Source organism: Actinoallomurus acanthiterrae (genome assembly GCF_054775715.1).
Window position 1 is genome coordinate 94,211 of record NZ_BAAHCO010000002.1, and the last position, 11,952, is coordinate 106,162.

Genomic DNA, 11,952 nt, shown 5'->3' on the forward strand with positions numbered 1-11,952 from the left:
GGCATTAAGATGAAATTAATCATTACCGAAGATTACCAGGAAATGAGCCGTGTCGCGGCACATCATCTGCTTGGTTATATGTCGAAGACGCGTCGCGTTAACCTGGCAATTACCGCCGGTAGCACGCCCAAAGGCATGTACGAATATCTCATCACTCTGGTTAAAGGTAAGCCCTGGTACGATAACTGCTATTTCTACAATTTCGATGAAATTCCATTTCGCGGCAAAGAGGGAGAAGGCGTAACGATTACCAATCTGCGTAATCTGTTTTTCACCCCTGCAGGGGATCAAAGAAGAGATATCCAGAAGCTCACTATTGATAACTACCGCGAGCATGATCAGAAACTGGCGCGTGAAGGCGGCCTGGATTTGGTGGTGTTGGGATTAGGTGTAGATGGTCATTTTTGTGGCAATTTGCCAAATACGACCCATTTCCATGAGCAAACCGTGGAGTTCCCGATCCAGGGAGAGATGGTTGATATTGTGGCGCATGGCGAGTTGGGCGGCGACTTTTCATTAGTGCCTGACAGCTACGTGACGATGGGGCCGAAAAGCATCATGGCGGCGAAAAACTTGCTGATAATTGTCAGTGGCGCAGGGTAAAGCGCAGGCACTGAAAAATGTTCTGCAAGGTCCGGTTACCGAAGATGTTCCTGCTTCCGTGTTGCAGCTGCATCCTTCGCTGATGGTAATCGCTGATAAAGCCGCTGCCGCAGAATTAGCGCTCGGTTAAGCTTAAGAAATAAGGCCGGATGTGTGAATTACGCTCCGGCCTGTTCTCATTATTTAAATAACTACGAAAAATCACCCCACAGTCTCAGCTTGCCGCAGTGGAGACAGCGGAAGAGATAACCCTGACAATCACCACCCTTTTGCAGGCATTTAGCTAGATCAGAATTTCTAATACCGAAATTCTCACAATCTTCTTCAAGGTTGGCAAATTCATCGAGGCGATCTTTTATATCATTCCAGCCCACATAGCCGATAAAAGCACAGAAATCGCCACAATGCGCGAGCCAGAATTCCTGTTGCCATCCATGATAACCTGGCGTGCGTTCAACCAACTCTTTCAGCATTTCATCAGGATATGTGTTCTTAATACCGGCAAATCGTCCTCTTCATCATACTCAAATTCAACACCTTCTATGCTGGCATCATCCTGAAAACTACCTGCAAACTTTTCAGCAGCAGAACCGTCCGCAATACACCACGGACAGAGATGTTCAACTTCATCAACGCAATAAAAGGGACCCGAGTAATAAACTGACGTCTGTTGTTCACAGCAATCGCACTCTACGGTTTTATCCTGTTCAAATGCGCCTGTTTCCAGTGGCTTGGGATGATATTTGAATTGGGGTAACGGCCTGATATTTTGAGTCATAGAAACATCCTGTCTGCTTTTGAGTAGCCCAAAGATAAAGTCATCCCGCTTAACTTAAAGAGTCTGTTTCAGGACATGAAATATCCAATCCGGGTAGACGTGTAATGATTCTGCTCATCACCACACCTGCCAGCAATGCAGGAATGATGCGGACAACGAGACTGTCACCAGAAAGAATGTTTTCAAACAACGCTGAGGAAGCCATGCCCTTAATATGTACGATAACAGCGCAATAGATCTCGGTGATAACGACTCCACCTATGCCACCAGCCAGACAACGATAACGTTTCTGTGACCCGATCTTTTCCGGCAGACAGGCGACCATTACGCCGGTTAACATGCAGGAATAGCTCCCGTAGTTATCGACAATAAGAGAAACAATGGAAGTACCTGTATTATCACCCAAAAGAACCAGCGGTTCTTTTGCGAAGAATATGTAGAGGACAAGAAACAGAACACCAATTAACGGTCCCTAAAACCGCAAAATAAAGTCCGTGATGAATTACCCGACGTGAAACAGACATATCAAACTCCCTTTACTTACCTTTGAGTGCCAATTTAAGCGGGGTAAGTGAAGGGAGTGTGAAGAACTATGCCGTAATATCCCAACCACGCGCTTTCCACAGTTCCGGTAACTGCGAAAGATGGGTAAAGGTGGTGACTTTCGGGTGAACGATCGGCTTTATTGTGCGGGTCAGCGCAGAAGTAGAACACTTCCATACCTGCGTCGATCCCTGATTGCGCACCGGCACTGGAGTCATCAACCAGAATGCAGTTTTCAACGTTCACATTCATCGCTTTTGCCGCATGGAACATTAATGCCGGGATCGGGCTTCCAGCGCTGAATATCGTAGCCGCTGAACAGTTTATCCGGGAAGTAGTGCAGCATGTTCAGCTTGCCCATACGAATGCTGCATTTTGTTATTTCGGGCCGTTAGAGACCACGCACATCGGCACGTTATCGCTGCCAGCAATTCGTTCAGCCCCTGCGATGGCTTCCAGTTCTGAATCAAACAGCCGAGCGACTTCTGCACGGTAAACGTGTTCGGCTTCTGCCTTTCGCTAACGTCACGCCCTGTTCTTTACTGATCGATATCGATGATTTCGTACAGTTTTACGCCTTTGAAACGGGTTTGAATATCTCTTCAGGATCAGCGTAATGCCAAATTCCTGAACATCGTGACATAGGCGCGAGAGCAAATGACCTCGCTATCGACCAGCGTACCGTCGCAGTCGAAAAATACCGCTTCTATCTGGGACATGTCTTTCCTTTATCGTTAGTTTAACGTTTTCGTCATGCCAATTCGCATGACGCAATCGTTGCCGTATAAGCAAATACAATGAAAAAAAGTTATCTTCAGCCGTCCATATTGTCTCATTTTGGTATACGATAGCGACGGATTTTCCCTCCTTGTTCGGAAATAGATAATGAGTCAACAACACACAACCCAGGCTTCTGGCCAGGGGATGCTGGAACGCGTGTTTAAACTGCGCGAACATGGCACGACGGCACGGACCGAAGTGATCGCCGGTTTTACCACCTTCCTGACGATGGTTTACATCGTTTTTGTTAACCCGCAAATTCTTGGCGTTGCTGGCATGGATACCAGCGCCGTCTTCGTCACTACCTGTCTGATCGCTGCATTCGGCAGTATTATGATGGGACTGTTTGCTAACCTGCCAGTTGCACTGGCACCCGCTATGGGCCTGAATGCGTTCTTCGCTTTTGTCGTTGTACAGGCGATGGGCTTGCCGTGGCAGGTCGGGATGGGCGCAATCTTCTGGGGCGCGATTGGTCTGCTGTTACTGACGATTTTCCGCGTTCGCTACTGGATGATAGCCAACATTCCCGGTGAGTCTGCGTGTGGGCATTACCAGCGGTATCGGTCTGTTCATTGGCATGATGGGGCTGAAAAACGCAGGTGTGATTGTCGCTAACCCGGAAACGCTGGTGAGCATCGGTAATCTGACTTCTCACAGCGTACTGCTGGGGTATCCTCGGCTTCTTCATCATCGCTATTCTGGCCTCGCGCAACATTCACGCAGCGGTGCTGGTTTCTATCGTGGTGACGACGCTGCTGGGCTGGATGCTGGGTGATGTCCACTACAATGGCATCGTTTCTGCGCCGCCGAGCGTAATGACAGTTGTGGGTCATGTAGATTTAGCCGGGTCGTTTAACCTCGGGCTGGCAGGGGTGATTTTCTCTTTCATGCTGGTCAACCTGTTTGACTCCTCCGGTACGCTGATTGGCGTGACCGATAAAGCAGGTCTGGCGGATGAGAAGGGTAAATTCCCGCGCATGAAGCAGGCGCTGTATGTCGACAGTATCTCTTCCGTGACCGGTTCGTTTATCGGTACTTCTTCCGTTACGGCGTATATTGAGTCCTCTTCCGGCGTATCCGTTGGCGGTCGTACCGGTCTGACGGCAGTGGTTGTTGGTCTGCTGTTCCTGCTGGTTATCTTTCTGTCGCCGCTGGCGGGGATGGTGCCAGGCTACGCTGCAGCTGGTGCGCTGATTTACGTTGGCGTGTTGATGACCTCAAGTCTTGCTCGCGTGAACTCACGATCTAGGTGCTGATAGCATTATAGGACTTTACTGGTGGGCACCGCAATTTGGCAGTGCTGTTTGCTTGGCTCAGTTACGTATTGCTAAGGCTCAGTCAGTTGGGTATGCAACCCAATGCAGCACCTGCGCCCAGTCATCAAGCGTCATCAGCGTCAGCGGTAAACGGGCAGAAGCCGTAGGCTGACGGGGAGGAAAAGGTGTAAAAGCCATAATAGAGTCCTGAGTTGCTTAACGGCGTATTAATCACTAATGGTAAAAGAGCTATGAGGCAATGCAAGTGCTTTCACTACGCGATCTGTGCCTTCTGCGAGGCGACTTCCAAAAAAATGAAGCCCTTGAATTGTTGTGAATTAATTTCGCGATCGCGATGGTGTTTACTGATATTCCCGTAAAAGAAGTCGAAAAACACGTTACAATAGCGGGGTACTGGATTTTCGTGAGACAGGAAGAAGATGGACATTAACAACAAAGCCCGCATTCATTGGGCATGCCGCCGTGGTATGCGCGAACTCGATATTTCAATCATGCCGTTTTTCGAACATGAGTACGACAGCTTAAGCGATGACGAAAAACGCATCTTTATTCGTCTGCTGGAATGTGACGATCCGGACCTGTTTAACTGGCTGATGAATCACGGTAAACCGGCCGATGCAGAACTGGAAATGATGGTCCGACTCATCCAGACACGGAACCGGGAACGTGGTCCTGTGGCAATCTGATTTGCGCGTCTCCTGGCGCGCACAGTGGCTTTCCTTGCTGATTCATGGGCTGGTTGCCGCTGTTATTTTACTCATGCCCTGGCCGCTCAGTTACACCCCGTTATGGATGGTGTTACTTTCGCTGGTGGTGTTTGATTGCGTTCGCAGCCAGCGGCGCATTAATGCTCGCCAGGGGGAAATTCGCTTGTTGATGGACGGGCGTTTGCGTTGGCAAGGGCAGGAGTGGAGCATCGTCAAAGCGCCGTGGATGATTAAGAGCGGCATGATGCTGCGTTTACGTTCTATGAGGTGCTGCATTGCGTTGCATACCCAACTTACTTAACCTTAGCAATTGGCAATGGTTATGTTGTATATATTGGTTCAGTTAGTATTGCTAAGGTTAACATCCAGCAACTCCATTATCATCAGCACTCTGGAGGCACCTCTTCAATCACAGATGAGGACACTGTGGTTAAGAAAAGAATCACTTATCGCAGTAAAGTCAAAGACCAAAATTACTATTCTGTTGCAGTCAATGCAGGTTATTACGTAACACCTAACGCAAAAGTTTATGTTGAAGGCGCATGGAATCGGGTTACGAATAAAAAAGGTAATACTTCACTTTATGATCACAATGATAACACTTCAGACTACAGCAAAAATGGTGCAGGCATAGAAAACTATAACTTCATCACTACTGCTGGTCTTAAGTACACCTTTTAACAACGTTAACCAGATTTTCTCCCCGGTGGTATTGTATAGCCCCGGGGAATTTGTTTACCGTTACAAGCAGACAATATCCCACTAATTTTGTAAGCATTTAACCTGATGTCATGACGTGTAACCTCTTACCGCAACACAAGACCCAATATATTCAAATTCGTTATGCCGTGGCATCATTTAACCCCTTGTAATTCATCGCCATAATTGATTTAATTCACAAATAAAACTATAACATGGTGAAATTAATGAAAAAAAACACAGATGATGGGGCTAAAATTTACACACCACTTACCCTAAAGCTTTATGACTGGTGGGTTTTGGGAGTATCAAATCGGCTTGCATGGGGATGTCCTACAAAGGAACACCTTCTTCCACACTTTCTGGAACATTTAGGTAACAACCATCTGGATATTGGTGTTGGAACTGGGTTTTACCTTACTCACGTACCTGAGAGTAGTCTGATATCTTTAATGGATTTGAACGAAGCTAGCCTGAACGCGGCATCTACAAGGGCTGGGGAATCAAAAATTAAACATAAAATTAGCCATGATGTTTTTGAACCTTATCCCGCGGCGTTACATGGTCAATTTGATTCCATTTCCATGTTTTACCTTCTTCACTGCCTGCCTGGAAATATATCTACAAAAAGCTGTGTAATACGCAATGCGGCGCAGGCCTTAACTGACGATGGAACTCTATACGGAGCCACAATTCTTGGCGATGGAGTTGTGCACAATAGCTTCGGTCAAAAACTGATGCGCATTTACAATCAGAAAGGCATCTTTTCAAACACAAAAGATTCCGAAGAAGGCTTAACACATATACTCTCAGAGCATTTCGAGAATGTTAAAACCAAGGTTCAAGGTACTGTAGTAATGTTTTCCGCTTCAGGGAAAAAATAGCATCCAACCGCAGCACGTTCTTGCTTAAGACGTGCTGCGGCATAATCCCAATGATTACTCCCTGACAGGGTTCGTAGGCCACTCAATATCAGGTGCAGTTGATGTATCAACACGGTTCAGCAACACCCGATACTTCTTTCCAGGCTTCCAGCAACGAGGTTTCTTCCTCTGTTGCGATTTCCAGATCTGCAGCATCCTGAAGCGGCGCAATATGCTCACTGGCTACCTGCATCAGGCTGTTTTTTGTTTCTTCCGCCTCCCGGATCCGGAACAGTTTTTCTGCTTCCGTATCCTTCACCCAGGCTGTGCCGTTCCACTTCTGAAACTCCCCTTCCGGCGATAACCAGGTAACATTTTCCGGTAACGGACCGAGTTCAGAAATAAATAACGCGTCCCCTGATGCCACGTCATAAACCGTTTTACCCCGATGGTCTTCAACGAGATGCCACGATGCCTCATCACTGTTGAAAACAACCACGAAGCCAGCCGGAATATCTGGCGGTGCAATATCGGTACTGTTTGCAGGCAAACCTGTATGAGGTGGAATGGCACAAGAGACTTACAAAAGAATCAGGCAAAAACGCCTGATTGATGAGAGCCCCGAAGCCACTGAAATCTGTCGTCAAGTTTGCGCTGGTAACTGTTCTGAGAAAGTCGAACATCATAAATCTGGAGTGGCAACAGATCGACATGCAGCGACAAGTTGCCAGGGTGAATCCAGAAGATAGCAAATCAAACCGCGCCATTGGTGTGGCGCTGAACGATACCGCCTCTAAAGTGTTGCGTGATCAAACAGGCAAGCATCACAAATGTGGGTGTACATACCAGGCGGCTAAGCGAGCAGATGGAACATCAACGCCTGCGCTCAGGAAGATGCGCATTGACAGCAAGACAGCATGGCTATCAGCTTGTCGTCGTGCAGGAGTTGAAAATTTCCGTTTCCATGACCTCTGGCATACCTGGGCAAGCTGTTGATTCCGTCAGGCGTCCCATTATCAGTGCTTCAGGAAATGGGCGGATGGGAGTCCAGAGAAATGGTTCGTAGATATGCTCACCTTGCGCCTAATCATTTGACTGAGCACGCGAGGAAAATAGACGACATTTTTGGTGATAATGTCCTTAAATTATAGAAGAAATAAAGAAGGCGTAACATTGAATTTTAATCACACACCCCTGAGTACTAATAGGAATTTCATCATCACTTATATCTAACCTTCACAATTGGCCATGTTACTGCCTACTCACTCAGCATCTACTAAGGTCACGCTTCAACTCACAGTCACATACTCAGCACCTGGTGGCCACATAACAGCCCCCACCCACTCAGCCCGTCCACACAGTCTCAGTCAGCCATTCAGGCCAGGAGGGCCCAGTCCACAGTTCAAGGGTCCAGTCAAAATCCTTGAGGGAAGCAGGCGGACCGGCACCGTCTTGGCGCTTGTTCCCGCCTAGGCAGGCCCCGTCGCAAGCGTTACACCGGCCCCGGCGAGCACGCACCATGGCCAGCCGCAGGAAGGAACGAGACATCATGGTCCACGACACTAGGGACTATCTGTGCAAGGAATGTCCGAGAGATAACGATTAACCCGACCGGTAGCTGGCGGCTTTTGCCAGTCCCCGGTCTCTCACGAGACGTGCCCCCGCCTAGAGTCCAGAACATGAACGCGCGTGTTGAACACCGGGGAGCACTCGGCGAACAAGAGGTGTCCGAGGTCCTCACGGTGGTGGATGCGGCCACGAAGGCCGACGGGGTCCGGCCACGCAACGAACATGTCATGCTGCACCTGCGCTACGGCGGCGACGGGCGGGCCGGAGCTCGTGCTCCTGTCCGCCGGGACGACCGCGCGGCTACGCCACCTGGACCCGACAGACCCCGTCGAGGGGCCCAGCGCGAGTTGGTCAGTCCACCGGCGTTCCGCGGGCGGGGATACGGACGGCGGCTGCTGCGGGCCGTGCTCGACCGCGCGAGCGGGCGCTGCGTATCTGGGCGCACGGCGGACACCCGGCGGCCGACGCCCTCGCCCTGTCGGAGGGGTTCGAAAGGGCGAGGTCGCTGTGGCCGATGCGCCGCCCGCTCGCACGACATCGGTGCCTTCGACCTCCCCGGAGGCGTACGGCTCCGCACCTTCCAGCCCGGCACCTCCGACCAGGAGGGTCCTGGCTCGCCCTCAACCCCAAGGCCTTCGCCGACCACCCGGAGCAGGGCGCGTGGACGCTTGACGACCTCGAGGCTGCGCGAGCGGAGCCCTGGTTCGACCCGGCCGGGTCTTCCTCGCCGTACGGCCCGGCGGCCCCGAGGGCCGCGACCGGTGCGCCGAAACCAGGACCGACAGATTGTCGCTGCTGAACCTCGCCGGCTTGCCCAGCCTGTCCACCGCGCCCACACCGATGACCCCGGAATATCCGCGGGGAAGTTCCAGAAGGAGGTGGAGTTGTCCTTGGCGTACTGGGAGTCCCCGTCGTTGCCCACCGCGGCGACGAGCACGACGCCCCTGGACAGCGCGTAGGAGACCGCCTCCCGCTCGCTCCGGTGCGGTCCGTAGGCGCCCAGCGACATGCTGATGACCTGGCCCCGTTGTCCGCGGCGTAACGGATCGCCCGGGCCAGCGGGCTGTCGCTGCGCGAGAGCGCAGATCCTCCTCCGGCAGCACGGAACCGTCCTCGGGCCGCTCCTCGACGATCAGCGGCAGCGAGAGGATCCTGGCCTCGGGGGCGATCCCGAGAAGACCTCCTCGCCGTTGCCCGCCCCGGCGATGAGCGAGGCCATGGCGGTGCCGTGCCGTCCGGCGTCCGGGGAGTTCCTGTGCTGAACTCACCGATAGTGTGGGCCCGGAGATCACCCGCCCGCGCAGCTCGGCCACCTGGGCGTCCACCCCGCTGTCGACCAGGGCCACGGTGACGCCCGCGCCCCGGTACCTTCCACGCTCCTGGCGCTCGCAGCATCTCCAGCACCCAGCGCTGGTCCTCGTGCACGCTCGGCGCCCTCCGGCGGCGCGGCCGGCACCGGGGCGGCGGGCATCCCGGCGAGCAACCCGGCGGGCGTCTCGGCGGGCGTCTCGGCGGGCGTCTCGGCGGGCAGGGTCGCGGAAGGCGGCACCGCCGGACCGTCACCGAGATCGCGACCAGCACTCCGTCGCCCACAGCCGCCGCCTCAGCACACGTTCCCGGTGCACTGGGGCAGTCGCGGTGCTTTGTTCATTCATTCATCGTATTGCTAAGGTTAAAACGAGTCTTCGAACCGTCGACAGCACTTAAGGTTAAAACGAGTCTCTGGGTAATCGTGTTGTGTCGTACACTGGTTCAGTTCCTATGCTAAGGTTAACACAAGACCCCGACAACTTTCTTCAGCACCTGGGTGCTGGTGGCCGCCGACATCGCGGGGACCTGGCTGGCGGTCGGCGTTCTCGTCAACGTGCCGGTCGTGCTCGCCGGGCTGGTGCTGCCGCCCGTGCCGTCCCCTGGAGACCAGGTGCGCACGTGCCCGAGCCGGTCGACGTCCGGGCACGTTCCTTCTCGCGGCCTCGCTCCTCACGCTGCTCGTCCCGCTCCGCCGAGGGCCGGCGGCGGGCTGGCCGCTGTGGACGTGGCTGTCGCTGGCGGCGTTCCCCTTCGTGGCGGCGGCGTTCTACGCGGTGGAGCGGCGGGCCGACCGCGAGGGCCGTACGCCGCGTGCCGCCGCGCGAGCCTGTTCGCGCTCACCTCGCTGCGCCGCGGACTGCTGCTGGTACTGCCCTTCTCGATCGGCTCCAGCGGCTTCATGTTCGTGATCGCGGCGCGCTGCAGCAGGGCGCCGGGCTGGGTCCGGTGGCCGCCGGCCTGGCGCTCGCCCTCGCTGGCGGTGGTGTTCTTCGGTTCTCGCTGCTGGGCCCGCGCCTGATCGCCCGGTACGGCACGCGCGTGGTGACGGCCGGTGCCGTTCTCCAGGGGCGGGCCTGACCCTGATGGCGTCTGGCCGCTGTGGGTCTGGCCGCACCTCGGCTTCGTCGAGCTGCTCCCGGGCGGTGCTGGTCGCCGGTGCCGGACAGGCGCTGCAACTCCCCGTCATCTACCGGGTGATCCTCTCCGAGGAGGTGCCGCCCGCCCGCGCCGGTGTCGGCAGCGGCGCGGACGATCACGACCCAGCAGTACGGCGCGCTGGCCCTCGGTGTGGCGACCCTGGGCACGCTGTTCCTGTCCTGGTCCCGGGATGGGGCATGCGGGACGCCCTGATCGCGACCGTGCTGGTGCAGATCTGCGGTGTCGTGCTGACCGGCCTGCTCAGCCTGCGGCTGCCCCGCACCATCGCCTGAGGTCGCTCACGAGCTGATACAGCTCTTCCGGGAAGCCCTGTGATGCCGGTCTTGCTGCACACTCCTTGTGCCGCGAGCGGATCGGGACGGCGGATTTCTCGACGCGGGAGGCGTCCTGGCGCAGATCGAGCACGAGCAAGGTCAGCCGGGCGGGACCAGCACGGCCGGGAACACGTGGGCGCGGGTGCACCGGAGCGGGTGTCCAGCGCACGATCAGTACGCGACACTGCGGCTGGCACAGAGGCGCCCAGTTCCTGCCCTGGCTGAAGGCGGAGGAGCAGCTGCCGGAGGCCCACCAGGCCACCGTGGACCCGACGGCCGCCTCGGGCAGGGTGGGCTCGCAGCCGCCGGGGGCTACGGGGCTCCGGGGCAGGGCAGGCTCAGGCCGCTGACGCGCCGGACTACTGGGCTCGCCGCAGGCCCTGCACCGGCGAGTCGACGACCGCCGCGAAGTCGGCCTCGGTGCCCGGCTCCTCCACTCCCTCGCGTAACCGGGGTCGTGGAAGCGGCCCGTGGCCTGGAAGACCGCGCGGGCCGAGGCCTCCGGGTCGGTGGCGGCGAAGTCACCCGCCTCGACGCCGGCCTGGATGATGCGGGTCGTTGCGTCTCCAGGTCGGTGATGTGCTCGCCCACCGCCGTGCCGTTCTCGTCGGTGAGGACCATGTACGTGGCGAACAGCTCCGGGTCCTCACCCGCCTCGCGGCGCTTGCGGCGAACAGCGCGGCGAGCCAGTCCCGAGCAGCGCCGGTCCTCCGGCACGCGGTCCGCGGCGACGATCCCGGACAGCTGCCCGGAGGCGCGGTCCAGCCAGCGCTTGGTGACCGCCTCGCGCAGGGCCGCCTTCGTCCGGAAGTGGCGGTAGACGCTGCCGTGGCTGACACCGAGCGCGCGCGCCACGTCCACCACGGTGGCCTTGGCCGGGCCGTGACGGCGCAGCGCCTCCTCGGTGGCCTCGAGGATGCGCTCGGCGGTCAAGTCTCGCTGGTCGTGGTGGCATGCCCGGACCGTACCCGGAGCCCCGTTCAGCTCGAGGTGTGCCATCTGGGCCGCCGGGTAGCGGTCGCCCGCTGCGGCACCGGCGGCGCACGGCCCCTGGGTAGTGGTTGTGCGTCTACTTCGTTCAGTTGCGTCTTGCTAAGGTTGACCTGGTAACTGGGACACAAGTTCCAGCACCTGTCACCGCCGTGGCGCGCCACGTCCAGCACGTGTTCCCAATCGGCGGCGGTGCTCTACCGCCAGCGGCAACTCATACCGAGCAGGAACGCGCCTGGTGCCTTCGTCGCCACCCAACGCAGCGTCGTCTCGTTGGTGAGCAGGTGCTTGAGTCTTGTCCCAGTTTACCAGGTTAACCTTAGCAATTGGTTATTACATCTACTGGCTCGGTTGGTCTTG

Annotated in this window: 13 protein-coding genes and 3 pseudogenes; 9 read left to right on the top strand and 7 right to left on the bottom strand. The window is 55.9% G+C overall.

Annotated elements, in window-relative coordinates; all coding sequences use genetic code 11:
* The first annotated feature begins 9 nt into the window (after positions 1-9).
* Entirely contained in the window at positions 10-603 is a 594-nt protein-coding gene (locus ACYVF7_RS60120; RefSeq protein WP_460358910.1) for a glucosamine-6-phosphate deaminase, read from the top strand.
* 191 nt (positions 604-794) lie between these two features.
* Here ACYVF7_RS60120 and ACYVF7_RS60125 read toward each other — a convergent pair whose 3' ends face one another.
* The 4 genes from ACYVF7_RS60125 to ACYVF7_RS60140 form a co-directional block, all read right to left on the bottom strand.
* On the bottom strand, positions 795-1,076 hold the full coding sequence (locus ACYVF7_RS60125; protein ID WP_000910668.1) for a CbrC family protein: 282 nt from the start codon (positions 1,074-1,076) through the stop codon (positions 795-797).
* Complete coding sequence (locus ACYVF7_RS60130; RefSeq protein WP_460358911.1) at positions 1,070-1,381, bottom strand: CbrC family protein; 312 nt, start codon at positions 1,379-1,381, stop codon at positions 1,070-1,072. Before ACYVF7_RS60130 ends, ACYVF7_RS60125 begins: the two co-directional genes overlap by 7 nt.
* Positions 1,382-1,430: 49 nt before the next feature.
* On the bottom strand, positions 1,431-1,844 hold the full coding sequence (locus tag ACYVF7_RS60135; RefSeq protein WP_460358951.1) for a hypothetical protein: 414 nt from the start codon (positions 1,842-1,844) through the stop codon (positions 1,431-1,433).
* Positions 1,845-2,159: 315 nt separating this feature from the next.
* Positions 2,160-2,285, bottom strand: a complete 126-nt coding sequence (locus tag ACYVF7_RS60140; RefSeq protein ID WP_460358912.1) for a hypothetical protein — start codon at positions 2,283-2,285, stop codon at positions 2,160-2,162.
* A gap of 524 nt (positions 2,286-2,809) precedes the next feature.
* On the opposite strand from ACYVF7_RS60140, the pseudogene adeP reads away from it, so the two are divergent.
* The 5 genes and pseudogenes from adeP to ACYVF7_RS60165 form a co-directional block, all read left to right on the top strand.
* Positions 2,810-3,942: pseudogene (gene adeP, locus ACYVF7_RS60145) on the top strand (adenine permease AdeP); the annotation flags it as partial.
* A gap of 458 nt (positions 3,943-4,400) precedes the next feature.
* Positions 4,401-4,667 (top strand): FAD assembly factor SdhE, encoded by a 267-nt coding sequence (gene sdhE / locus ACYVF7_RS60150; RefSeq protein WP_000354046.1) that lies wholly within the window; start codon positions 4,401-4,403, stop codon positions 4,665-4,667.
* Positions 4,648-4,989 carry a protein YgfX gene (locus ACYVF7_RS60155; protein ID WP_460358919.1) on the top strand — a complete coding sequence of 114 codons (342 nt, stop codon included), beginning with the start codon at positions 4,648-4,650 and terminating at the stop codon, positions 4,987-4,989. The genes sdhE and ACYVF7_RS60155 overlap by 20 nt, the downstream gene beginning before the upstream one ends.
* The gene (locus ACYVF7_RS60160; protein ID WP_460358921.1) at positions 4,956-5,369 is read left to right on the top strand and encodes an omptin family outer membrane protease; all 414 of its coding nucleotides are present in this window, start codon (positions 4,956-4,958) and stop codon (positions 5,367-5,369) included. Before ACYVF7_RS60155 ends, ACYVF7_RS60160 begins: the two co-directional genes overlap by 34 nt.
* Positions 5,370-5,614: 245 nt before the next feature.
* Positions 5,615-6,271 carry a class I SAM-dependent methyltransferase gene (locus tag ACYVF7_RS60165; RefSeq protein ID WP_000742379.1) on the top strand — a complete coding sequence of 219 codons (657 nt, stop codon included), beginning with the start codon at positions 5,615-5,617 and terminating at the stop codon, positions 6,269-6,271.
* Between the two features lie 54 nt (positions 6,272-6,325).
* On the opposite strand, the gene ACYVF7_RS60170 is transcribed toward ACYVF7_RS60165, so the two are convergent.
* Both ACYVF7_RS60170 and ACYVF7_RS60175 read right to left on the bottom strand, forming a co-directional pair.
* A complete protein-coding gene (locus ACYVF7_RS60170; protein WP_001314694.1) occupies positions 6,326-6,397 on the bottom strand; it encodes a tail fiber assembly protein in 72 nt (23 codons plus the stop codon).
* Positions 6,378-6,800, bottom strand: coding sequence for a tail fiber assembly protein (locus ACYVF7_RS60175; protein WP_460358924.1), 423 nt, complete (start codon positions 6,798-6,800; stop codon positions 6,378-6,380). The genes ACYVF7_RS60170 and ACYVF7_RS60175 overlap by 20 nt, the downstream gene beginning before the upstream one ends.
* A gap of 62 nt (positions 6,801-6,862) precedes the next feature.
* Between ACYVF7_RS60175 and ACYVF7_RS60180 the strand changes: the two are divergent.
* The 3 genes and pseudogenes from ACYVF7_RS60180 (at position 6,863) to ACYVF7_RS60190 (ending at position 10,560) form a co-directional block, all read left to right on the top strand.
* Positions 6,863-7,401, top strand: a pseudogene (locus ACYVF7_RS60180) (tyrosine-type recombinase/integrase).
* A 2,231-nt stretch (positions 7,402-9,632) separates the two neighbouring features.
* Entirely contained in the window at positions 9,633-10,148 is a 516-nt protein-coding gene (locus ACYVF7_RS60185; protein ID WP_460358926.1) for a hypothetical protein, read from the top strand.
* Between the two features lie 124 nt (positions 10,149-10,272).
* A complete protein-coding gene (locus tag ACYVF7_RS60190; RefSeq protein WP_460358927.1) occupies positions 10,273-10,560 on the top strand; it encodes a hypothetical protein in 288 nt (95 codons plus the stop codon).
* On the opposite strand, the pseudogene ACYVF7_RS60195 reads toward ACYVF7_RS60190, so the two are convergent.
* Positions 10,529-11,601: pseudogene (locus ACYVF7_RS60195) on the bottom strand (TetR family transcriptional regulator). The gene ACYVF7_RS60190 and the pseudogene ACYVF7_RS60195 overlap by 32 nt on opposite strands.
* Positions 11,602-11,952 lie beyond the last annotated feature (351 nt).

What these genes read in the sequence shown, in the direction of transcription:
- ACYVF7_RS60120 (WP_460358910.1), top strand. Translation starts at nt 10, where the DNA reads ATGAAATTAATCATTACCGAAGATTACCAGGAAATGAGCCGTGTCGCG.
- ACYVF7_RS60125 (WP_000910668.1), bottom strand. Translation starts at nt 1,076, where the DNA reads ATGCTGAAAGAGTTGGTTGAACGCACGCCAGGTTATCATGGATGGCAA.
- ACYVF7_RS60130 (WP_460358911.1), bottom strand. Translation starts at nt 1,381, where the DNA reads ATGACTCAAAATATCAGGCCGTTACCCCAATTCAAATATCATCCCAAG.
- ACYVF7_RS60140 (WP_460358912.1), bottom strand. Translation starts at nt 2,285, where the DNA reads ATGGGCAAGCTGAACATGCTGCACTACTTCCCGGATAAACTGTTCAGC.
- sdhE (WP_000354046.1), top strand. Translation starts at nt 4,401, where the DNA reads ATGGACATTAACAACAAAGCCCGCATTCATTGGGCATGCCGCCGTGGT.
- ACYVF7_RS60165 (WP_000742379.1), top strand. Translation starts at nt 5,615, where the DNA reads ATGAAAAAAAACACAGATGATGGGGCTAAAATTTACACACCACTTACC.